Here is a 22,676-nt window from a genome sequence, read left to right on the forward strand (position 1 = left end):
ATTCCCAACTCTCATCTCCCCTTGTGAGAGAGGGGTCGGGGGCTTGAGGAGAGTAGAGAGCGGTTGCGCCGACGGCGTGGGGTCTCAGGGGAAGGATCTCAATCATTGATATTGTTGATATTGATTATTGATTGAGAATGGCTGCATATCCAGTGATCTCTGTAGCGACTTGATGAATAATCTGAGCGATGGGATATGAATCTGATTTGCGTTTAACTACACTTCTTCTCTTGAGCTACCTTGGGAACAAATCTTGCTCTTGTCACCACCGCCCCATTTTGCCCGTCCTCCCCTCGACTTTATTCCGCCCGCCTATAGCGCCTGGGTGCTACGGCTCGTCCACGGGATCCTGCCCCTGCTCTTGCGGGTGAGGGTGCGGCGCTGGCTTCCTTCCGGCATTGCCAAAATCGAGGCCACAGGGGCGGAGATCTTGGCGCGGCTCTACCACCAGTTCCAGGAGGGTCAAATTCGCCTAGTCCTGGCTTTCCGACATGTGGAGGTGGATGACCCGCTGGTGGGCCTGTACGTTCTATCTCGCCTGGTGCCCGAAGCCGCCCGTCGACAAGGGATCCGCCTTCGAGAACCCCTTCACGCCCATTTTCTCTACGACCGGGGCATGCCCCTCTGGGGAGGGGAATGGCTGGGGTGGCTGTTGTCTCGCCTGGGCGGGATCCCTATACGCCGCGGTCGGAGGGTGGATCGGGTGGCGCTAAAGGCGGCCCGGCAACTGCTCCTGGATGGGCAATTTCCCTTTGCAATCGCCCCAGAAGGAGCCACCAACGGCCACAGCGAACGGATCAATCCCCTGGAACCGGGAATGGCTCAGCTGTGCTTTTGGTGCGCCGAGGACCTGGCCAAAGCTGGTCGCTCAGAGACCGTCATTTTGCTGCCCATTGGCATTCGGTACTACTACACGGATCCCTCCTGGACGAAGCTGGAGCGCCTGCTGGCGCGCCTTGAGCACCTGAGTGGGTTGACGCCTCCGAAGCCAGAGCCAAGATCCTCCAGGAGCCCCAACCTTCGCTACACCCAGCGGATCTGCCGCCTAGCCCAGCATCTCCTGGGACAACTGGAAGCTTTCTACGACCTACCTCCCTTCATCTCTGGGAGAGATGAAGAAGAACCACGGATAGAGCAGAGGCTAGCCCCTGGCCACTTTAACGCTCGCCTGGAGCGGCTGCTCCACAGAGCCCTGGAAACCGCAGAGACCTACTTTGGCCTATCTCCCCAGGGGGATTGGAACAGCCGCTGCCGCCGCATTGAAGAAGTCGCCTGGATCCAGATTTACCGAGAAGAATTGCGGCATCCTGGATCCCTGTCTCCCCTGCAGCGGGGGTTGCTCGACTGGAAAGCCCACCAGGCAACGCTCTACCTGCAGCACATGCGCTTGGTGGAAAGCTGTGTAGCCGTCCAGGAAGAGTATTTGCTGAGCAAACCCTCTTTTGAGCGGCTGGCAGAAACTGCCCTCATTCTATTTGATGTGCTGGCCCGCCTTCGAGGGGAATCCTACCCAGCCCGCCCTCGCCTAGGCTGGCGGGGGGTTCACGTGACCGTCGGGGATCCCATCTCCGTTAGCGAGCGGTTAGAGCGGTATTGCCGAGGCCGCCAGGAAGCCAAACAGGCGGTGACCGAGCTAACTCAGGATGTTTTTTCTTTCCAATTTCTTTCTTTTTCTTCCAATTTCTAGGGATCCCCCAAAGGGGGAACCAGCTTAGGTGAGAAGCCTGGCACTACCGCCGAGAGACTGCCGAGAGATAAACCACCTTCCCGTCATGGAACAGAGCTGAGCCTTGGTCGCCCCGCTGGGACTCTGCTCGGTACTCCCAGCAGCAATAGGAACTCACTGTGGTTTTCCACAACCAGGTGAGGTACTGCTCCGGCCTCGCTCACCTCGGTGATGGTTGCTTCCTTGGTTTGCAGATCTGGAAGGCGATAGGCAACTTCCTGCTCCCCCTAAGAAAAGAGAGGGAAAACCTGGAAACTGCCCTCTTGAATGGGATCCCCAATACGCAGGGTTGGAAAGTTAAGGCTGGCCATCGACTCCTCCTTCTCGTTGAAGTTGCAAGGGTGTTGCGGAAGCTGCCCTTCCCCTTGTTGGCTTGGGATCAGCTCGCCGGATCCTGCTCCAATCTAAACTCCTTTGGAAATGCTCCCTTCCTAAAAAAAAGAGGTGAGGGGACAGCCTTCGCCTTTCGGGACTCTGGTAGCGCGGATGGAAATCATCCTGACCAAAAGAGAGGGATCCCTAAAAAAGGGATCCCTGCCTCAATATCTGGGGTTGATCTCTAGCCTGAAATAATTGAAATTAATCAGCACTAGTGAGTATCAAAGCACTCCGGGACTAGTCCCGCTCAATGTACAAAAAAAGCACTGCCATGCCCACTGCAGGAAGCAGCCAACCAACAATGGGGATAAAAATCCAAGGAAGATAAGCAGCAGCGTAAGAACCGGTCATGATTTTGCTCCTCTCAAGTGATGTGACAAACTTGACAACTAATTCACCAACCCTCGAAAGATGGCGTCGATCCCGGCAAAGTTCTCCAGCAGGAAATAGGCAGCAAACACTCCACCCATACCTCCCAAGAAAAATCCTGCCGTCAGATCCCCCCAACCCCGAGCTGTAGCCAGAGGAGCGGCCCCCGGTGTTTCCGGCTTGTTTCCGAAGGTAACGCTGCCATAGGCCGACATGCAGGCGGTTCCCAGCAGCACAATCGCCATCGCCGTAACCAGCCCGCCTAAGTTAGCTGCCTCAGGGTAATCCCGCAGCGGCCCCAGCACAATTTCTGGCCCTACCAAGAAATAGCCATGGGCCAGCCCAATTTCCAGCCCCCGCAACAGCGGCGATAAGCCAGGACGGTTGATGGGGAGATTGTTGATAAACAGACGGGTGACAGGAGAATCGCTGATGGGCGTCGAAAGATGCCCCTCGCAGGGATCGTCGTTAAAGGTGCGAATGTAATCCATGTCCGAATGTCCTGCCTGGAATTTTGCGATTCATTCTACGGGGCCTAAGTTACCCTCTCGGCAACCACCACCCGGATCGTTAAAAAAGTTCATGCTCGCTTAACACAGAGATAGCTCTTGTGACATCCTCTCAACACTCACCCTAACAACCAGTTGGCTGTCTTGTAGTGGAAATCCTTGCGCTGATTGGCTACTTTGAGATGGGCCTTCGCCACTCGCCTTAAGGCTTTCTTACGGCGGTTTGACCCTTGCTTCTTGCGGGATAATGACCGCTGTAATCTCTGTAACCGCTTTTGTGCTTGGCGATAATACTGGGGAACTGGAACAGACTCCCCTGCATTGGTCACCAAAAAGGATTTCAACGTGATGGGTAGCCCCGGAAAAAGTGGTAGATACAACAGCATCGAAAGGCCTAACTGAATTCAGCTAGGCCATAAAAACCATGCGGCTTTGTACCCCTACCTATTGCGGGCTACTACCAGACCGAAAACCTCAAACCTACAGACTAGAGCCTAGGCCCGCATAGGAGCCATAGAAAAAGAGCCCAACTACCGTGATCACACCCAAACCGGCAACCACAGCCACTATCCACAAAGGGATCCTTGCTTGACTGGTCATAGCAACTGGTCTCCAAAAGAACTAAAGACGGAACTAGCAGCAATTACATTTTCGGTAATAAGGGAACAAAAGCTGGCCAAAAGCCAACTGTATCCCTTGCCAGCCCCTTTCAACTCTAAGAAGAGCAGAGTGGGATCCTGGCCTCAGTTGAGAAAATAGCTGGAGAACAACAGCCCAACCACAAACACCAGCAGCAAACCCAAGTAAAGGGAAGTGCGGTTTAGCTCGACAGGTTGGGAGTTGGGATTCCTTTCGGGTTGATCAGCCATTGGGTTCACCGTTGAATAAACTGCATTGCAGCAATGGCTCCCAAGAAGAAAACAGTTGGGATCGCCAAGGTATGTACCGCCAGCCAACGGACGGTAAAAACAGGGTAAAAAACGGGTTCATCAGATTTAGTGGCCATAGATATCACCCTACGCAAAAAGCTCAATCAACTTACAAATTGCAACAACGAATAGTCCACTTACCCACGGGCACTCCTAGCGAGTCAGCCTCTCCAGCTCCTCCAGAGCATTGAAGCGATCGCTAACGATCGGCAACTCCTGGCGCTCTGCCGTGAAATACTCATTGGGGCGCGGGGTGCCAAAAATATCATAGGCCAGGCCAGTGCTCACAAAAAGCCAGCCTGCCAAAAACAAAGCGGGAATGGTCAGGGCGTGAATAACCCAGTAGCGGACACTGGTAATGATATCGACAAAAGGTCGCTCTCCGGTGCTGCCAGCCATGAAACTCCTCCCTAGGGTAGGGGCAAAAGTGCTTTCTGAACTTTCTGAGTCTATAACACAATGATAAGGATTTGGATGCACAACTACAAGTTGCAAGACATTCGCTTAGCCCCTTTGCTGCCAAGCCGGATCTCAATCTTGTCTTGGATAAGTAAAATCTCCTATGGGGTTCCTGTGACCAACCTCCTCACCCGAGTTTTCAGAATCTCACTGCCAAAGGGCGCAATCCCAACGGGTATCGAGGGCTTGAGGATGGGGCGGAAGTTTGAGATAAGCTGGCCCTGAGGGGATGTTGTTGGAACAGGAGTGACAGCTATGCGGTGCTCGTGGCCCCTAGCTCTGAGCTTGTGTTGGACGCTGGGCTGGTCGGGTGTCAGCTTGCCGGCTTGGTCCCAAGGGGTGGAGCAGCAAGCCTCGCTGGCCTGGACCGACCCCTACGTGGCGGCTCTGGAACGTCAGACAGATGTGGTGATCACCCAAGAACCCCTGTCAGCCACCCTGACCCGTCTGGAATTGGCCCAGTGGCTGACGGAGTTTTTCGGCTACATTCCCAATCCCAACCAGGTGCAGGAGATTCGCGACCTGGAGCCCAACACCCCCGACTATTGGACTGCCCAAGCCGTGCTACAGGCGGGGGCCATGCGCCTATACGAGGGCAACGAGTTTCGCCCGCAAGGGGATATCACCCACCTGGAAGCCCTGGCCATTTTGGTGCGGGCTCTGCAATTGCCTGCTCCCACCCAGGCCGACATTGAGCGCTGGATGGCTCTGTACACCGATGCGGCTGATGTGCCGGAGGTAGGGCGGGCTTTTGTGGCCATGGCAGGCGAGGCGGGGCTGCTGGTGAATGTGCCGGATCCGGCCCGTCTTCAGCCCAATCGGGTGCTGAGGCGAGCAGAAGGGGCAGTGTTGTTGCATCAGGCCCTGGTATATCGCGGTCAGCTTCCGCCCTTGCCACCCCCTGTGGCCCAGTTGCGTCCCTCCCCAGCCCGGGTGGCCGAGACTGTCCAACCCGAAATCTTCCAAACGCGGATCACTCCCGAGGGAGGAAGTGTTCCTGCAGGGGGAACCTTGACCATTGAAGCGCAGGCCACTCCCAACGGCAGGGCTACGGTCGATATCGGCGGCGTGGTTCAGGGTCTGCCGATGCAGGAGGTGCAGCCCGGCTACTACCGCGCAGTTTATAGCCTTGGTCCTCAGGATGCCGTCTTTGGCCCCGACATCAGTATTCAGTTGACCCTCAATGGCGTCAGTACCCGCGTTCAACGGCGGCTACCTCAACTGGCCTTGGGCAATGTTGCTCCTCCGCCAGTGGAATCAGTATTTCCGCCCCCGGCTCCTCTGCCGCAGCCGTCCCCTGCCCCTTTGACTGCAGCCGGCAATCGCTATCCGCGCATTGAGGCCATTCGCTTGGATCCCCAGCGCGACTTGGTGGAAGGGGACATTCTCACCATTGCCATTTGGGGGGAATCTGGAGGGATCGCCCAGTTTGATCTGGGGAATCTGGCCCTGAACCAGCCGATGCGGGAGGTACGACCCAACCACTACGAAAGCACCTACGTGGTAGCCCCCACCCACCAGGCCAACAATCCCACCTTGAGGATTGTGCTCACCAAGGACGGCCTCAGCCAGGAACATCGGGAGATTTTTCCTTTTTCCATCGATGGCTCCAGAGGAACCCGCTCCACCATTCAGCCGGTTTCCGCACCCGTCGCCACGGGACTGCCCCAGATTTTCAGTGTCACCACCAACAGCACCAATCTGCGCATGGGAGAAATTCTCAAAGTCACCATGCGAGGGGATCCGGGGGGGCGGGCTGCTTTTCGGATTGTTGGGGTAACGCCGGAAGTCGAAATGCGGGAGGTGGCGCCGGGCCTATACGAAACCCAGCAGCAGTTGCCCTTCAACATGCAGCCGGTCAACAACGGCATCATCGAGGTGATTTTGCAAAGAGGGGGCCAAAAGACCACCCAAACCAGCCCCTCGCCCATTACCATCGCCCCTTAGCTAGGATCCCCGAGAAGGCTAAACTGCTGCCTCAAAGGGATCGGCGCTGCGCTGGATCTGGGTAGAGAGCTTGGGGATTACCTGCAGGTTGAACTGTTGCTCGAAGACTTTTTTCTTCTCGTTTAAGCTCCACAACTCTAGGGCACAGTCGTCCTTGGGATGCCTGGGATCCAAAATCAACTCCATGCGGCGGGGGCCTTCTCCCAGGAGCTGAAAACGGCAGTGCAGGGCTTGAATGGCCTGCAGGCGGCGGCGATCCAAAGCACAGGCTATGCGCAGCAGGGGGCTCAGTTCCAGCACCACTTGGCGATCCCGCTCGTCGCTGAGGCGCTGGAAGTTCTCGTGCTTCTTCTTGGGGGGCGACTTGCGGTGGTAGCGGGCCAAGTTGGCGATCACCTCCACCTCTTCTTCGTTGAAGCCCAAGAGTTCTCCATGGCGGATCAGGTAGTAGGAGTGCTTGTGGTGGGCGGCATGGCTGATGAAGTGGCCGCAGTTGTGCAGCATGGCCGCCGCCCAGAGAAGAGCCCGCTCCCGGGATCCCCAGCCATGCAGGATGCCGCGGGTTTGATCGAAAAGGCTGAGGGCAAACTCGGCCACCCGCTCGGCATAGGGGATCTCCACCTGGTATTTTTCCGCCAGCTTGAGCACACTGCGCCGCCGCACCGAGCTGTGGTAGCGCAGCCGATCCTCAATCAGCCCTTGGCCGATCATCCAGTCCACGATCAGCCCTTCCCGCAGAGCCCGTTCGCAAAACTGGATCCGCTCCACCCCCAGCAGGGTCATCACTTCCTCTAGGATCAGGGCGCCGGCCAGGATGATCTCCCCCCGTCTTTCCCCTAGGCCGGGAAGTTTTTGCCGTTCGGCCACCGTCAGGGATCGCAGCTCTTTGATGTAGCCGCGCAGGGCTTCCAGGCTGAACTCATACCCCTGCAGGCGATGGGGGAGAGCGCCCAACCGACGGCGGGCATCCAACTGGGCCAGGCACTCGACGGTGCCAGAGGTGCCCACCAAAGGCAGGGATCCCTGTTGTTGTGAAGATGCGACGATCCGTTTCATCTGCTCGATGGGGGATTCCAGCATGCCGCGGATGTGCTGGCGCAGGGCTTGCAGTTCGGCAGAAGTGGGCGGGTCGTGGTGCAAAAAAGCCTGGGTCAGACGCACTGCCCCTACCTTGACGCTGCGCAGAAACTCCGGCTCTTGGCCATTGCCCAAAATCAGCTCGGTGGAGCCACCGCCGATATCCACCACCGCGTGCAGCCGGTTGTGGAACTCCATCGCCGAGAGCACCCCCAGGTAGATGCGGCGGGCCTCTTCCTGCCCCGAGATTAACTCCACCCGCAGGCCCAGCTCCCGTTCAATCCGCTTCAAAAACTCCAGCCCATTGGGGGCCTCGCGCACAGCACTGGTAGCCACGGCAACAATATCCTGCACCTGAAAGCTCTCAGCAATGCGGCAAAACCGCTCCAGAGCCGTCCGGGCCCGTTCCATAGCTGCAGGCGTGAGGGCGCCCGTCTGGCTGCAAAACTCCCCCAGCCGGACGGTGGCTTTTTCGCGGGAGATGAGGGTGAAGCTAGGGATACGGGGATTGATGCGCACCACCACCATGTGGAGAGAGTTGCTGCCCACATCGATGGCGGCCAGAACGGGGGCAGCCCAAGATTCAGGACGAGAAGCCGGGCCGGTTTCGGAAACTGGGGAAGCAGAGGTGACAGAGCGTTCCGTGAAGTTGGTGGGCGAAGAGATCATGGCTCGGGTAAGGGGGTCAACCCCTTTAGGATACTGTGTACTTTCCCCCCTTGTTCCGGGCCGAGTCGTGAGGTGAGGTTCGCGGTTGACTCGGCAAACAGGGGAATTGATTAGCTGGGGATCCCTGCCGTTCTCGCCCCAGCCTAAGATAGGGACACAGTATTTGATTTGTTTGTTTCAAAGCAGGTTCCGATGTCTCAGCCAGCCGAATCACCTCAGAAGGCCAACAGCACCCTCAAACTGCTGCGCACTCACGAGTCTCCCAAACTGGAGCGCATCCGCCACACCACTTCCCATGTCCTGGCTATGGCGGTGCAAAAGCTGTTTCCCAAGGCCCAGGTGACCATCGGCCCCACAACCGACTACGGCTTCTACTACGATTTTGACCATCCCGAGCCCTTCACGCCGGAAGATCTGGATCGCATCAAAAAAGAGATGCAGGCAATCATCAAAAAGGGCCTGCCGGTGATCCGCGAGGAGGTGAGCCGTGAAGAGGCCAGGCGCCGCATCGAAGCCCTCGGAGAACCCTACAAGCTGGAGATCTTAGACAGCATTCCCGAAGGGGAGGTCATCAGCATTTACCACTTGGGGAATGAATGGTGGGATCTCTGTGCCGGTCCCCACGTGGAAAACACCCAAGAGCTCAACCCCAAAGCTTTCGATCTGCTCAGCGTGGCCGGCGCCTATTGGCGGGGGGACGAGACCAAGCCGCAGCTCCAACGCATCTACGGTACCGCCTGGGAAACTCCAGAGGAGCTGAAAGAATACAAGCGGCGGCTGGAGGAGGCCAAACGGCGGGATCACCGCAAGCTAGGCAAAGAACTGGGTCTCTTCCTGTTTTCCGATGAAGTGGGTCCGGGCTTGCCCCTTTGGACTCCGAAAGGAACTACCCTACGCTGGGTGCTGGAGGATTTTCTCAAGCAGGAGCAGCTCAAGCGGGGCTACCTGCCGGTGGTTACCCCTCATATTGCCCGTGTGGACTTGTTCAAGATCTCCGGCCACTGGCAAAAGTACCGGGAAGATATGTTCCCCATGATGGCGGAGAATGAGCAGGCGCGTGCGGCTGAACAGGGCTTTGTCATGAAGCCGATGAACTGTCCTTTTCACATCCAAATCTACAAATCCGAGCTGCGATCCTACCGCGATTTGCCCCTACGATATGCCGAATTCGGCACCGTCTATCGCTATGAGCAATCGGGGGAATTGGGAGGTCTGACGCGAGTGCGTGGCTTCACGGTGGACGATGCCCATTTGTTTGTTCGCCCCGATCAATTGGAGGAGGAGTTTCTCAAGGTTGTCGATCTCATTTTGGTGGTTTTCGATAAGCTCAAGCTCAAGGATTTTCGCGCCCGCCTCAGCTTCCGGGATCCCAAGTCTGACAAATATCTGGGATCCCCTGAGGACTGGGACAGGGCCGAGAATGCCATCCGTCGCGCTGTAGAGAAGCTCTCGATGCCCCATTTTGAAGGGATCGGCGAAGCAGCCTTCTATGGGCCAAAGCTGGATTTTATTTTCCGCGACGCCCTGGATCGGGAGTGGCAACTGGGCACAGTGCAGGTGGATTACCAAAACCCACAGCGCTTTGATCTGCAATACGTAGCTGAGGACGGATCCCGGCAACGCCCGGTGATGATCCACCGCGCTCCCTTTGGCTCGCTGGAGCGACTCATTGGGATCCTGATTGAAGAATACGCTGGGGATTTTCCCTTCTGGCTGGCCCCGGAACAGGTGCGCATTTTGCCCGTTTCCGATCAGTATCTGGGCTACGCCACCCAAGTGCGGGATCAACTGCGAGAACACGGGATCCGCGTCCACATCGATGCCGACAGCGATCGTTTGCCCAAAAAAATCCGCAATGCCGAGAAGGCCCGGATCCCCTTCATGCTGATCGTGGGGGAACAGGAACAGGCGGCAGGAACGGTGAGCGTGCGCCAGCGCCATGGACAGGAGCTGGGATCCCTGACGGTGGCAGACTTCCTGGATCAGGTGCAGGCGCTCAACTAGCCGGTTGCGGCAATGGAGGGCAGTGGAGTTTTCAGAACTTGAGGATCCCAGATGCCGGGGAGCTCAAGAAAGGGCCTGAATGTCCCTTTCTAAAGAAAAGCCAGCCGACGGCCGTGTTGACGGCCCGCCGCTATTCTGGCGGCAATGCCCAGAAGATCGTTGTGGGGCGGGAGCTTTCCTGTGGATCCAAGGTGCTGGTGGCTGCCCAACCGACGCGGGGGGTGGATGTGGGGGCCATCGAGGCCATTCATCGGCGCATCCTGCAGGCGCGGGATCAGGGCATGGGGGTGCTGCTGGTGTCGGCGGATTTGAATGAGGTGATCAGCTTGTCGGATCGCATTTTGGTGATCCATGAGGGCCACCTGGTGGGAGAACTCACGCCTGAAGAGGCCACCGAAGAGCAGCTAGGGCTGCTGATGGGCGGGATCCAGCATTAGACGAGGCCGGGGGCAGCTTGAGAAGATCCTGCCGCCCGTTCTTGGGCTAGGGCTGCTCGCCGTTGTTCCAACTCTTGAGGAGAGATGCGCCCGTAGGTGACGCTCATCTCGGCCAGCCGCTGGATCATGTCCTGCCGCAGCATCTCTTCGCGGTAGCGCCAGGCCCAGTTGTTCTCGGTGGTGCCGGGGAAGTTCATGCGCGCCTCTGCCCCCAAGCCCATCACATCTTGCAGGGGAATGATGGCCAGATCGGCTACGGAAGCAAGGGCTAGGCGAATGAGATCCCAATGGATGCCCTCGGATCCCTGGCAGCCCAAATAGCGCAGCAGGTTTTGTTTTTCCCACTCCGAGCGCTCCGGGTCATGAAACCAGCCCACCACCGTATTGTTGTCGTGGGTGCCGGTGTAAACGACAAAGTTGCGCTCGTAGGCATGGGGCAAATAGGGGTTATCGGGCCCAGAGCCGAAGGCAAAGAGCAACACCTTCATGCCGGGCAAGCCAAATTGATCCCGCAGTTGCAACACCTCGGGCGTGATGTCTCCCAGATCTTCGGCAATCACCGGGATTTCCCCCAACTTGTCGGCCAGGGTCTGAAAGAAATCTGCCCCCGGCCCTTTTTGCCACTCCCCTTCCACAGCCGTTTCTGCATCGCCTGGAATGGCCCAGTAGCTCTCGAAGCCGCGAAAGTGGTCGATGCGCACACAATCCACTTGCTTGAGAATGGCCTGCATGCGTTTGATCCACCAGTCGTAGCCACGGGCCTTGAGCACTTCCCAGTTGTAGAGGGGGTTGCCCCAGCGCTGCCCGGTGGGGCTGAAATAGTCCGGCGGCACACCGGCTACTTGTAAAGGCCGTCCCTGCTCATCCAGGTGAAACAGCTCCCGGTTGGCCCACACGTCGGCACTGTTGGGGGCAACGTAGATGGGCACATCCCCAATGAGCCGCACTTGATGCTGGTGGGCATACTCCCTTAGGGATCTCCACTGCTGGGCAAACAGATACTGCCAAAACATCTGGCGGGTGACTGCGTCGGCGTAGCGGTCGCGGGCCTCCTGGAGAGCAAGGGGATCCCGCTGGGCTAGGGCTGGAGGCCACTGAGTCCACTCTTGCTCGCCATACACCTCTTTGAGAGCCATGAAGAGAGCGTAGTCCGGTAGCCAATCCGCCTCCTCGGCACAGTAGGCGTGAAAGGCTTCCCAGTCAGCAGCGCTAGCCTTTTCCTTGAAGGTGGCCCAGGCCCGCTGCAAAAGACCCAGCTTGAAGGGGATGACAATCCCGTAGTCCACCCGCTCAGCATCCCCCGCCTGGATGGCCGGCCACTGGGGCAGCTCCTCCCAGGCGTTGGCCTCCAGCCAGCCAGCTTCGACCAGTAGCTCCGGGCTAATCAGCAGCGGGTTGCCGGCAATGGAGGAAAAGCTCATGTAGGGGGAGTTGCCCCAGCCGGTCGGCCCAAGAGGAAGAACCTGCCAGAGGCGCTGGCCGCTCTCCACCAGAAAATCCACAAACCGGTAAGCAGCCGGCCCCAGGTCGCCGATGCCAAATGGCCCCGGTAGCGAGGTGGGGTGCAGGAGGATCCCACTGAGTCTGCCCATGCGCATGGCCAAGCCCTTTTGCCCTAGGTGGTTTCACCGCCTATGCTGTCACTTCCAGAGCCACGATGAACAGCTCCAGACAAGACAAAATCGGCACAAAGCCAAAAGACCCCCTTTTCCGCCCTGGCCAGGGATCCGGAACTGGGATCCTGTCAGGCCATCTCAGGCGCAGGGCAGGCTTGGGCATACCAGTCATAGAGGCCATCACCGGTGGTGAGCCAAGTCTGAGGGCGAGATTGGATGTGCTGCAAGGCTTTTTTCAGGGATCCCATCCGCAGAGGCTGCCCGACAATAAAGGGGTGCAGGCCGATGGCCATGATGCGAGGGGAGCGCTCCCCATCCTGCCAGAGTTGATCAAACTGGTCGATGAGGGCCTGGGCAAAGGCTTCTGCCGACAGGCGGGCGCTGAGACAGAGGCTGATGTCGTTGGCCTCCAGGGTGTAGGGGATCCCCAAGAGGGGGCCGGCGGCAGTTGGGAACCAGTAGGGTTGGTCGTCGTTTACCCAGTCGGTGGTGTAGCGGATCCCGGCAGCCTTGAGCAGGTCAAAGGTGTTCTCGCTAACGGAAAATCCCGGCGTCAGCCAGCCCCAGGGTCGGGATCCGGAAACCTTCTCCAAAAGGGACAAGCTGCGCTCGATGAGCTCTTGTTCGGCTTCGCGGGCCAGGCCGCTGTGGCCGGTAGAGTTGTTCCAGCCGTGGGCCAACACCGACCAGCCGTATTGGCGGATCCCTTCGATGATGGGGGGGTAAAGATCCACCATTTCCGCATTCAAGGCCGCCGTCACCGGGATCCCCAGCTCGGCAAACAGCTCAAACAAGCGCCAAATGCCCACCCGATTGCCGTAGTCCCGCCAGCCATAGTTGGCGATCTCAGGGGAGCTGGTGAGATGAGGTTGAATGGCCGTGCCCAGCTTGCCAAAGGTGAAGTGCTCGATGTTCATCACCACGTACACAGCCACCCGCGCCTGATCCGGTAAGCTCGGCAGATTTCGGCTGGGCAGAGCTGAGTAGGCAGGGGGCAGCATGTCCGCTCTCCAAAGCTTTGATGCTCACCAAGGGGGCAGGCTAGTCCTTTGATTTTCCTGAGGTCAAGGCCCGATGGCAAGCCTGCACTTCTGGAAGGGTGAATAGGCGACGAAAGGCGATCCCTGCTTCTCGGTAGCGGTCTTCTGCCCCTTCCAGCCGATCCACCAAAGCCAGGATCCCTTCCGCCCAGTAGCCGGCTGCCCGCACCCGTTCGACAGCCTTCAAAGCAGAACTGCCGGTGGTCACCACATCTTCCAGGATCCACACCCGACTGCCTGCCGGCAACTCCGGCCCCTCGATCCAGGCTTGCGTGCCGTGCCCCTTGGGCTCTTTGCGCACGATTAGGGCGGCTAGGTTGGCAGGCTCAGCCCTCAGGGAGGCCAAACTCACCGCCGTCACCAGGGGATCTGCCCCCAGCGTCATCCCAGCCACTGCTTCGGTTTCGGGCGGCAACAGCCGGTGTAGCAGGGATCCCACCCAATAAGCTCCTTGGGGGTGAAGGGTAACCGGTTTGCAGTTGATGTAGTAGGGGCTCTTCTGTCCAGAAGTGAGGGTAAAGGAGCCTTCTCGATAGGCCAGTTGGGCGAGGAGATACAACAGTTTCTCCCGCGCTTCTTCTGGGGAAAGGGTCAGGGGAGAGCAGTCAAGAAGCAACACAGCAGGGATCCCCTTGGTTCAATGGCTGGCCAGAAAGAGCACTCAGGACATTTTATTATCCGGCGAATCTCCACAGAATCCAGTCTCCCCTTTTCCGGCTTTGCGGGAGGGATCCCTGTCCCACAAAAGATACGCCTGTGTTGGCTGGGGTCGATGTTGCTAAAAGCTGTAGCCTGCTGGATACCTGAAAATCTGTTCAAACAACCACCTGGGGCATCATTTGCTCAACCAACAGAAGCAACGTGTTGGCAACAGAAGCCGGCTCCTGGGCATTCAAAGTGGTGTGCGGAACTGAACCGTCCTGATTCCCCAAAATTAGCAAAATGTCTTCTGGATCCCAGGCATTGGGTTGATCGACGTGGGTGATCCCAATCACGCAGGGGGCGCTCGTCCTGGCCTTCATAAAAGATTGAATGGCTTGGGCATTGCGAAACTGGCCCGGCAGGTGCGCAGGCACCAGAAGAACATAGCCGTGGGCGCGCTTAATCAAAATATCCCACATAAAGTTAAAGCGAGACTGGCCGGGAGTACCGTAGAGATGCAGCCACATCTCTTCTTCCTCCTCTCCAATTCTCAAGCGGCCAAAATCCATGCTGACCGTTGTGGTTTTCTTCAGCTCTGCCACCTCGTCGGTTGCTTTGCAATCGGTGTCTACTACCTCAATCTCGCTAATCGTGCGAACAAAGGTAGACTTTCCAGCTCCCACCGGCCCTGTTACAACAATGCGGAGAATATTGCTCATGGTTAGCCTCAGCCGTAAACCCCCAGCGCAGACGGGCCTACTCAATCCTGATCAAGCGCTTAAACAAGGCCTCGCTCATGCCTGTTTCCTGTTGCACAGCATTATAGGTCACCTCAAAATAGGCCTGCTCAATAAAGCAGAGATCGATCATGCAAACTTTGCTTAGGCTCATGCGCAGTTGCTCGGGCTTGCCTTCTTTGACCAGCCGCCGACTCACCTCCTGCACAACCGTAGCCATGGCCGGAACCACGTGTTGAGGGCCAATGCCAACGCGCACGTGGACTATGCCGATCTTCCGACGCCGCTCAGCGTATTGTGGCCCCCAGTTATCCATGCCCGTAAACATTTCCTTGAACCATTCGGCAAAGGTTTGACCCAGCCGCTGCCGGTTGTGTTTGGCTATCACTGCCGCCATCTCGGCATCGCGATCGAGGTAGTTGTAAAACGTATCCGACATTTCTGCAGCAATGCTGCTGCCCCAGTCGGCACTTTGCTGCAAAATCTTCCTGTCTTCATCTGTAAATTGGGTGCGAGAGATCAGAACTTGGAGCAGCTCCGAAGGTTTAATGGCCATAGTTTCCTCAACATCAGGACAAAATCAAAAACAAAATTAGATTCCGCGTCCGGTTTTCTTACTTCATTGCCTCTGCAATGCTTGCTGCGACTCGCTTAATTTCCAAAAAAAGCAAGCCTTGCTTGACTTCATGGCTGGCGATCGTCAGCAAGACGGCATCAGGGCCACAACTGGTTAAAACCCCGTATCCTTTTTCTCCCTGTACAAAAACTCTCTCTATGACTCCGCGCCCTAGCTCTCTCCCAATCCGTTCGCCCAAAGAAAGCATGGCAGCCGACATAGCAAACGTGTTGGCAACAGAAGCCGGCTCCTGGGCATTCAAAGTGGTGTGCGGAACTGAATCGTCCTGATTCCCCAAAATTAACAAAATGTCTTCTGGATCCCAGGCATTGGGTTGATCGACGTGGGTGATCCCAATCACGTAGGGGGCGCTCGTCCTGGCCTTCATAAAAGATTGAATGGCTTGGGCGTTGCGAAATTGGCCCGGCAAGTGCGCAGGCACCAGAAGAACATAGCCGTGGGCGCGCTTAATTAAAATATCCCACATAAAGTTAAAGCGAGACTGGCCGGGAGTGCCGTAGAGATGCAGCCACATCTCTTCTTCCTCCTCTCCAATTCTCAAGCGGCCGAAGTCCATGCTTACCGTCGTGGTTTTCTTCAGCTCTGCCACCTCGTCGGTTGCTTTGCAATCGGTGTCCACCACCTCAATCTCGCTAATCGTGCGAATAAAGGTAGACTTTCCAGCTCCCACCGGCCCTGTTACAACAATGCGGAGAATATTGCTCATGGTTAGCCTCAGCCGTAAACCCCCAGCGCAGACGGGCCTACTCAATCCTGATCAAGCGCTTAAACAAGGCCTCGCTCATGCCTGTTTCCTGTTGCACAGCATTATAGGCCACCTCAAGATAGGCCTGCTCAATAAAGGAGAGATCGATCATGCAAACTTTGCTTAGGCTCATGCGCAGTTGCTCGGGCTTGCCTTCTTTGACCAGCCGCCGACTCACCTCCTGCACAACCGTAGCCATGGCCGGAACCACGTGTTGAGGGCCAATGCCAACGCGCACGTGGACTATGCCGATCTTCCAACGCCGCTCAGCGTATTGTGGCCCCCAGTTATCCATGCCCGTAAACATTTCCTTGAACCATTCGGCAAAGGTTTGACCCAGCCGCTGCCGGTTGTGTTTGGCTATCACTGCCGCCATCTCGGCATCGCGATCCAGGTAGCTGTAAAAGGTATCCGCCATTTCTACAGCAATGCTGCTGCCCCAGTCGGCACTTTGCTGCAAAATCTTCCTGTCTTCATCTGTAAATTGGGTGCGCGAGATCAGGACTTGGAGCAGCTCAGAAGGTTTAATGGCCATACTTCCCTCAACGTCAGGACAGAATCAAAAACTTAGCCTCCACATTTGATTTTCTTACTTCATTGCCTCTGCAATGCTTGCCGCGACTCGCTTAATTTCCAAAAAAAGCAAGCCCTGCTTGACTTCATGACTGGCAATTGTCAGCAAGACGGCATCGGGGCCACAACTGGTTAAAACCCCGTATCCTTTTTCCCCCTGTACAAAAACTCTCTCTATGGCTCCGCGCCCTAGCTCTCTCCCAATCCGTTCGCCCAAAGAAAGCATGGCAGCCGACATAGCAGAGGTTCTCTCTTCATCCATACCCACAGGCAATGTGGAAGCCAAAGGTAACCCGTCAGGGGTGACCACTGCTGCTCCCTGGACTTCCGGTGTGTTGGCAACATAGCTCTGGAGGATCGCCTGCAAAGAGGACAGATTAGCCATCCTACATCTCCCTGCTGATTCCCTATTTCTAATGTTTCTACCCGAAAACCGAAAACATGACTGCAAATATCCCTATGCTTTTATTTTTCGCGCATGCCCTTGAGGAGGGTGGCTAATCGACTGACCAGAGAAGGCTTGACGGGGCCGCCCTCATCCTGAAAACCGGGCACCCTTGCCCCCAGCCTCTCCCTCACCGGCTCGGGATTCACCTCCTCAGCAATCGACTTGGACAGCTCCCAGTGACCAGACCGAGCCAGAACCGTTGGCCCCTCACAGGGACTGATCAACCCCAGCTTCGCCAGACGGGCGCAGGCATAGCGCACCTCCAGCAGGTCGGACCCCAGGGCTTGAGCCAAAGCCGTCAGCTTGCGGGAAGGCGACACCTGCTCCAGGATCCCCCACTCCAGCGCAGAAAGTTTGAACAGAGGCAGTTCGGTGCTGGTACGCCAAAAGCAACTATCGGGCTCGGGCAGGTCTTTTTCGGGGCGCTGCTCCAGCTTGAGCTGCTGCAGGGCTTCCAGGACGGCAGCGGTGGCGCCCTTGCTCAGGCCGGTCATTTCTCGGTAGGGCATGGGCACATTGGGCAGGAAGCTGAACTGTCCGGATTCGAGGGCAAAGAGGCTGTAGAGGCCGGTTTGCAGTTGATGGCGAAAGAGCTTGGCCAAATCTACGGGCGAGATCAACCCTTGCCGCTGCAGGCAACGCCCCAGAGGCTCTTCCGAGCCGCAAAAGGAAGCCAGCTTTTCGACCACCCGCTCGCTCACCAAACCAGAGTCGGCTAGCAGGCTCTCCAGGCGGTGCTCTTTTTGAGGTGGCAAGGCAGCGATGACCCGACCCTGATAAAACCAGATCCTGTAGATGCCGCCGGGCGCCCAAATACAGAGCTGCCCTGTTTTGCTGCCTCTTTCGATCAGTTGCAGCAGATCGGGCAAGGAAAATTCTTGGAGGTCTCCAACTATGGCCATAAGAACTCTCTATGAACCTCGCTTCGATGGAATGGGTGAAAAATCAATGCTTCAGTGATTTTTTGGACATCCCTATTCTTGTACATGGACTCTCGGACAACAACCGTGTATCAACGGCTGTGTTCTTTGTAGCTAGGTACTCTGCGCGCCAGCAGTTACACTTACTATCCGGGAAAATCTATCAAGGAATACAATTAGGCAGCACTCGGAAGCCCTTCACAGAAGAGTTCTAGTTTCCTTTGTTTCAGCTTTGTGTTGGATCATGTCGCTTCGTAAGATAGAACTCCTATTTTTGCTTTCTCTGTGAGCGGAAGTTAGAGAAAAGTTATAGACCCTTCCAAGTTCTTTACAAAGCCAGAGGATTGTTCTCCCTCTGTCGGTTTGCCTCACTTTTCGCGCATGCCCTTGAGGAGGGTGGCTAATCGACTGACCAGAGAAGGCTTGACGGGGCCGCCCTCATCCTGGAGACCAGGCACCCTTGCCCCCAGCCTCTCCCTCACCGGCTCGGGATTCACCTCCTCAGCAATCGACTTGGACAGCTCCCAGTGACCAGACCGAGCCAGAACCGTTGGCCCCTCACAGGGACTGATCAACCCCAGCTTCGCCAGACGGGCGCAGGCATAGCGCACCTCCAGCAGGTCGGACCCCAGGGCTTGAGCCAAAGCCGTCAGCTTGCGAGAAGGCGACACCTGCTCCAGGATCCCCCATTCCAGGGCAGAAAGCTTGAACAGAGGCAGTTCGGTGCTGGTACGCCAAAAGCAACTATCGGGTTCGGGCAGGTCTTTTTCGGGGCGCTGCTCCAGCTTGAGCTGCTGCAGGGCTTCCAGGACGGCAGCGGTGGCGCCCTTGCTCAGGCCGGTCATTTCTCGATAGGGCATGGGCACATTGGGCAGGAAGCTGAACTGTCCGGATTCGAGGGCAAAGAGGCTGTAGAGGCCGGTTTGCAGTTGATGGCGAAAGAGCTTGGCCAAATCTACGGGCGAGATCAACCCTTGCCGCTGCAGGCAACGCCCCAGAGGCTCCTCCAAGCCCCTAGCGACCAACTGGCTGACCACCTGCTCGTCCACCAAGCCAAAGCGCGTCAGCAGGCTTTCCAAACGATGCTTTTCTTCAGGGGTGAGGGCGGCGACCACCCGACCTTGGTAAAACCAAATCCGCTGAATGCCATTGGGTGCCCAGATGGATAATTGCCCTGCTTTCTTACCCTTTTCCATTAAATGCAACAGGTCGCATAAGGAAAATTCCTGAAGATCTCCAAGCATCGCCATACTTTTGCTCCCTTCACCGCTGCAAGATGCGCTTTCCCAGTATTTTCACGGTTTTTGCTTTGCTAAGCAAGAAACCAGAAGATGCGCTTACAGCTTGGTTTCGGCCTAATCTTACAACCAAATCCTCAAAAGTTAAAGCGGATTAATCTTTTTAATCAAATGTAATCGAAGTTGCCGAATTTTTGGCTTGGACGCAGCGGAAATTGTGTCAGAAGCTCGGTAAAACCTCGGAAGACTTAACGATCGATACTTAGTCATTCGTAATTTTTAACACTTTTTTAGCTGCGGCTACTCGAAGATCTACGGGGTACAAAAGTTCGCCTCAAGAGGAGTGAATTGAGGATTACACTGAGGGAACTCAAGGCCATGAGACCCCCAGCGATTGCCGGGCTAAGCCCAATGCCAAAGGGGGGTAGGAGCACGCCTGCTGCCACCGGGATCCCTACCAGGTTGTAGCCGACAGCCCAGAGGAGGTTCTGCTGGATCTTGCGGAAGGTGGCGCGGCTGAGGCGGATAGCTTCCACCACATCCCAGAGGCGGTTGCGCATGAGGATGATATCGGCGGTTTCTAAGGCCGCATCAGTGGCTGAGTGCAGGGCGATGCCCACATCGGCTTGGGCCAAAGCCGGAGCGTCGTTAATGCCATCTCCCACCATGGCAACTCTCTGGCCTTGGGTCTGCAGGTCGCGGATGACTTGAGCTTTGTCTGCCGGGTGAACCTCGGCGATAACGCGGATCCCGGGCACTTGCAGAGCCTCAGCCACCTGGTGGGCCACCTCCGCCCGATCGCCGGTTAGCAAAACCACCTGCAGGCCCATTTTCCGGAGCTGTTGCAGCGTTGCCTGCGCATCGGACCGCAAGGGATCCTGGGCTGCCAGCAGCCCCACCAGGGATCCCCCTAGAGCCACGCCCACCACCGTTTTGCCGGCTGCCAGTAGCGCCTCGGCCTGGGCCTGCGCCTCTGGGGAAATTGGGATCCCCAAAGCAGCCAGACCATCCAGGGATCCCAACACCACTTCCTGCCCTTCCACTTGGGCGGCGACTCCTATCCCCGGTTGGGTTTGAAACTCGCCGGCGGAGAGCAACGGCAAACCCTGGGTGCGGGCGGCTTGCAAAATGGCTTGCGCCAGAGGGTGGCGAGTGCCGCTTTCCACTGTGGCCGCCAGTTGGAGTAGGCGATTGGGATCCAGGGAGGGGTCAAGGCTGAGACAGTCCGTCAGGTGGGGATCCCCTTGGGTGAGGGTGCCGGTTTTGTCGAAGACCACCGTTTGCAAGCGATGGGCTTTCTCCAGAACATCTCCCCCTCGGATGAGCAAACCCCGCTCGGCTCCCAAGCCAGTACCCACCAGGATGGCCATCGGCGTAGCCAACCCCAAAGCACAGGGGCAGGCCACCACCAAAACGGCAATGGCCATCTTGAGGCTGCTGAGCAGAGGTGTGGGGTGAGGGGGATGGTCACCCAGATGCAGATGGGCGTGCAGGCTGAACCCCGCCAGGACGAAGTGCTCCGCACCGCCGCTCCCCCAAAGCGGGATCCCAATCCAGTACCAGAACCCAAAGGTGAGAATGGCCAGCGTCACCACCCCATAGGTGAAGTAGCCCGCCACCTGGTCGGCTATCCCTTGGATGGGGGCCTTGCGAGCTTGGGCCTCTTCCACCAGGCGGATGATCTGGGCCAAGGTGGTGTCTTTCCCGGTGCGCGTCGCCCGGCACAGCAGCAACCCCGATTGGTTCAGCGTTCCCGCCACCACGGGATCCCCCGCTTGTTTCAGCACCGGCAAGGGTTCCCCTGTCAGCATCCCCTCGTTGACCGTGGCCTGGCCGGCAATGACTTCTCCATCCACCGGGATCTGTTCGCCGGCCCGCACTTGGAGCCAATCCCCCACTCGCACCTGTTCGACAGGGCACCATTCTCCGGTTTGGGATTCCAGATCCAGGTTCCCCTCTGGGCTGGAAGCCAGAGATCCCGCCTTCTCTGCAGGCTGAACCCGCCGAGCCAAACTGGGACACAAGCTCACCAGCGATTGTAGGCTGCTGGCCGCCCGCAGGCGGCTGTGCTGTTCCAAGGCCTGTCCCAACAGGATGAAGCTGAGCATCATGACGGGCTCGTCGAAAAAGCACTCCCAGCCCACCTGAGGGGCCAACAACCCCGCCAGACTGGCCAGGTAGGCCGATCCGGATCCCAGGGTAACCAGGGTGTTCATGTTGGGGGCCAGCCGCCGTGCCCCTCTCCAACCATCCAGGACAATGCCGCGAGCCGGGCCGACAAAAGTCAAGGTCGCCAAGCCCCAGTGCAGCCAGACATCGTTCAGGAGGGGCAAGCCCAGGCGGGCGAAGAGATTCAAGTGTCCGGCGGCAGAGATCAGCAGCAGAAAAGCAGCAGTGAGCGCTTGGCGAATGTGGTGTCGGGTCTGCTGTCGCTGCCGAGAGAGGGGATCCGCAGGCACATCCAAGGCTTCTTCCCACCCACCGGGAGGGGAAGAGGGATCTTGAGAGTGCTCCGCACCGCTGACGCGAACGGAACTCCCGCCGGAGAGGGCCTCACCCTCTGAACTGTAGCGGCTGGGAAACCCTGCCTCTGTCAAAATCTGGGCCAGGTGCTGCGGGTCGGGCCGGATCCCAGGGGTAAATTCCACAAGGGCCGACTCGGTAACCAGGTTAACGCTGGCCTTAACCACCCCCGGCTGTCTCAGCAGGGCCTGCTCAACGGTGCGAACGCAGCCGGCACAACTCATGCCCCCCACGTGGAGAATCAGGGATCCCGCCTGAGAAGGCGCTGTGGGCCCATTCTGGTCAGCCGGATCCCTTGGCCTGTCTGCCTTATGGGCCTTATGGGTCAGAGTGCTCCGCACCGCTGACGCAATTGCATCTGTAATGGCCATCTTTGTCCTCCCGTGGTTGACAGACTCCTGGCCCTACTGGCTGCGGTAGGACAGAGCTCTAAATCTCATTTTTTGCCAAACTCAATCGTAGGACTGGGATCCCGGCGACAAAGTGCTCCCCACCGCTAACGCAAACGGCAAGGGAACAGAAAGCAACAACTAGGCAGCGCGGGCAGGCGGGGACATAAAGCTGGGGGGAATGGACTCGGGAACATACCTTTGCAAAATATCCTCGATGGTCTGCATCGCTTCCGCATCCAACGACCAGCCCCAAAGGCCGGATATTGCCTCCAGATGATAGGGCTTGCGTGCCCCCCACAGCGCCACACTCACCCCCGGTTGATCCAGCAGCCAGCGCACCGCCAACTGGGCCAAGGTCTTGCCATAGCGATCCTGAGCAAACCGGCTCAATGCCTCTGCCGCTTTTAGGTACTGGGAGTAGCGCGGTTCAACAAACTTGGGATCGATCCCGGCGCGCATATCCCCTGAAGGGAAGGTGGTTTGTGGCGTCATCCGTCCGCTCAGCAGACCTCGGCAGAGGGGGCTGTACACCAAGGTGTGAATGCCGTGCTGATACATTTACGCTAAACACTGCTGAACATCACTGTTCAACTATGCAGCGATAGCATTCTGTTTGTTTCCATTCGCGTTAGCGGGACGGAGTCCAAACAGAATGGCGGTA

Annotated in this window: 22 protein-coding genes and 2 pseudogenes; 4 read left to right on the plus strand and 20 right to left on the minus strand. The window is 57.5% G+C overall.

Going from position 1 to position 22,676, the window contains the following annotated elements:
- Nucleotides 1-253: 253 nt before the first annotated feature.
- On the plus strand, nucleotides 254-1,687 hold the full coding sequence (locus ACVWXE_RS07495; protein ID WP_414381867.1) for a 1-acyl-sn-glycerol-3-phosphate acyltransferase: 1,434 nt from the start codon (nucleotides 254-256) through the stop codon (nucleotides 1,685-1,687).
- Between the two features lie 654 nt (nucleotides 1,688-2,341).
- Here the strand turns inward: ACVWXE_RS07495 and ACVWXE_RS07500 are convergent.
- The 7 genes and pseudogenes from ACVWXE_RS07500 to psbE form a co-directional block, all read right to left on the minus strand.
- Nucleotides 2,342-2,455 (minus strand): photosystem I reaction center subunit VIII, encoded by a 114-nt coding sequence (locus ACVWXE_RS07500; protein ID WP_011433114.1) that lies wholly within the window; start codon nucleotides 2,453-2,455, stop codon nucleotides 2,342-2,344.
- 38 nt (nucleotides 2,456-2,493) lie between these two features.
- Nucleotides 2,494-2,964 (minus strand): photosystem I reaction center protein subunit XI, encoded by a 471-nt coding sequence (locus ACVWXE_RS07505; protein WP_011433113.1) that lies wholly within the window; start codon nucleotides 2,962-2,964, stop codon nucleotides 2,494-2,496.
- A gap of 143 nt (nucleotides 2,965-3,107) precedes the next feature.
- Nucleotides 3,108-3,341 (minus strand): annotated as a pseudogene (locus ACVWXE_RS07510) (transposase); the annotation flags it as partial.
- A gap of 121 nt (nucleotides 3,342-3,462) precedes the next feature.
- Entirely contained in the window at nucleotides 3,463-3,582 is a 120-nt protein-coding gene (locus ACVWXE_RS07515) for a photosystem II reaction center protein J (protein WP_457444939.1), read from the minus strand.
- A gap of 143 nt (nucleotides 3,583-3,725) precedes the next feature.
- A complete protein-coding gene (locus ACVWXE_RS07520) occupies nucleotides 3,726-3,851 on the minus strand; it encodes a photosystem II reaction center protein L (protein ID WP_011433111.1) in 126 nt (41 codons plus the stop codon).
- Between the two features lie 5 nt (nucleotides 3,852-3,856).
- A complete protein-coding gene (gene psbF / locus ACVWXE_RS07525; protein ID WP_011433110.1) occupies nucleotides 3,857-3,988 on the minus strand; it encodes a cytochrome b559 subunit beta in 132 nt (43 codons plus the stop codon).
- Nucleotides 3,989-4,064: 76 nt separating this feature from the next.
- A complete protein-coding gene (gene psbE / locus ACVWXE_RS07530; RefSeq protein ID WP_011433109.1) occupies nucleotides 4,065-4,310 on the minus strand; it encodes a cytochrome b559 subunit alpha in 246 nt (81 codons plus the stop codon).
- 315 nt (nucleotides 4,311-4,625) lie between these two features.
- Here psbE and ACVWXE_RS07535 point away from each other — a divergent pair, with 315 nt between their 5' ends.
- Complete coding sequence (locus ACVWXE_RS07535) at nucleotides 4,626-6,317, plus strand: S-layer homology domain-containing protein (protein WP_457489975.1); 1,692 nt, start codon at nucleotides 4,626-4,628, stop codon at nucleotides 6,315-6,317.
- A gap of 18 nt (nucleotides 6,318-6,335) precedes the next feature.
- Here the strand turns inward: ACVWXE_RS07535 and ACVWXE_RS07540 are convergent, their stop codons facing one another.
- Complete coding sequence (locus tag ACVWXE_RS07540) at nucleotides 6,336-8,063, minus strand: Ppx/GppA phosphatase family protein (protein WP_457489976.1); 1,728 nt, start codon at nucleotides 8,061-8,063, stop codon at nucleotides 6,336-6,338.
- A gap of 192 nt (nucleotides 8,064-8,255) precedes the next feature.
- Between ACVWXE_RS07540 and thrS the strand changes: the two genes are divergently transcribed.
- Entirely contained in the window at nucleotides 8,256-10,067 is a 1,812-nt protein-coding gene (gene thrS, locus ACVWXE_RS07545; protein WP_457489977.1) for a threonine--tRNA ligase, read from the plus strand.
- A 107-nt stretch (nucleotides 10,068-10,174) separates the two neighbouring features.
- A pseudogene (locus tag ACVWXE_RS07550) lies at nucleotides 10,175-10,504 on the plus strand (heme ABC transporter ATP-binding protein); the annotation flags it as partial.
- Here ACVWXE_RS07550 and malQ read toward each other — a convergent pair.
- From malQ to ACVWXE_RS07610, 12 genes are all read right to left on the minus strand, one after another.
- Nucleotides 10,501-12,102 carry a 4-alpha-glucanotransferase gene (gene malQ, locus ACVWXE_RS07555; RefSeq protein WP_457489978.1) on the minus strand — a complete coding sequence of 534 codons (1,602 nt, stop codon included), beginning with the start codon at nucleotides 12,100-12,102 and terminating at the stop codon, nucleotides 10,501-10,503. The pseudogene ACVWXE_RS07550 and the gene malQ overlap by 4 nt on opposite strands.
- 146 nt (nucleotides 12,103-12,248) lie before the next feature.
- Nucleotides 12,249-13,121, minus strand: coding sequence for a polysaccharide deacetylase family protein (locus ACVWXE_RS07560; protein WP_457489979.1), 873 nt, complete (start codon nucleotides 13,119-13,121; stop codon nucleotides 12,249-12,251).
- Nucleotides 13,122-13,161: 40 nt separating this feature from the next.
- On the minus strand, nucleotides 13,162-13,779 hold the full coding sequence (pyrE, locus tag ACVWXE_RS07565; RefSeq protein ID WP_457489980.1) for an orotate phosphoribosyltransferase: 618 nt from the start codon (nucleotides 13,777-13,779) through the stop codon (nucleotides 13,162-13,164).
- A gap of 196 nt (nucleotides 13,780-13,975) precedes the next feature.
- Entirely contained in the window at nucleotides 13,976-14,521 is a 546-nt protein-coding gene (locus ACVWXE_RS07570; RefSeq protein WP_457489981.1) for a GTP-binding protein, read from the minus strand.
- 37 nt (nucleotides 14,522-14,558) lie between these two features.
- A complete protein-coding gene (locus ACVWXE_RS07575) occupies nucleotides 14,559-15,095 on the minus strand; it encodes a protoglobin domain-containing protein (protein ID WP_457489982.1) in 537 nt (178 codons plus the stop codon).
- A gap of 58 nt (nucleotides 15,096-15,153) precedes the next feature.
- A complete protein-coding gene (locus ACVWXE_RS07580) occupies nucleotides 15,154-15,882 on the minus strand; it encodes an ATP/GTP-binding protein (protein WP_457489983.1) in 729 nt (242 codons plus the stop codon).
- Between the two features lie 37 nt (nucleotides 15,883-15,919).
- A complete protein-coding gene (locus ACVWXE_RS07585) occupies nucleotides 15,920-16,456 on the minus strand; it encodes a protoglobin domain-containing protein (protein ID WP_457489984.1) in 537 nt (178 codons plus the stop codon).
- A gap of 54 nt (nucleotides 16,457-16,510) precedes the next feature.
- Nucleotides 16,511-16,879 (minus strand): roadblock/LC7 domain-containing protein, encoded by a 369-nt coding sequence (locus ACVWXE_RS07590; RefSeq protein WP_011433098.1) that lies wholly within the window; start codon nucleotides 16,877-16,879, stop codon nucleotides 16,511-16,513.
- 80 nt (nucleotides 16,880-16,959) lie between these two features.
- On the minus strand, nucleotides 16,960-17,844 hold the full coding sequence (locus ACVWXE_RS07595) for a DUF4388 domain-containing protein (protein ID WP_457489985.1): 885 nt from the start codon (nucleotides 17,842-17,844) through the stop codon (nucleotides 16,960-16,962).
- 386 nt (nucleotides 17,845-18,230) lie between these two features.
- Complete coding sequence (locus ACVWXE_RS07600; RefSeq protein ID WP_457489986.1) at nucleotides 18,231-19,058, minus strand: DUF4388 domain-containing protein; 828 nt, start codon at nucleotides 19,056-19,058, stop codon at nucleotides 18,231-18,233.
- A gap of 332 nt (nucleotides 19,059-19,390) precedes the next feature.
- Complete coding sequence (locus ACVWXE_RS07605; protein WP_457489987.1) at nucleotides 19,391-21,994, minus strand: heavy metal translocating P-type ATPase; 2,604 nt, start codon at nucleotides 21,992-21,994, stop codon at nucleotides 19,391-19,393.
- Between the two features lie 159 nt (nucleotides 21,995-22,153).
- Entirely contained in the window at nucleotides 22,154-22,573 is a 420-nt protein-coding gene (locus ACVWXE_RS07610; protein WP_414374476.1) for an aldo/keto reductase, read from the minus strand.
- Nucleotides 22,574-22,676 lie beyond the last annotated feature (103 nt).

The sequence above is a fragment of the Thermostichus sp. MS-CIW-41 genome, assembly GCF_054058915.1.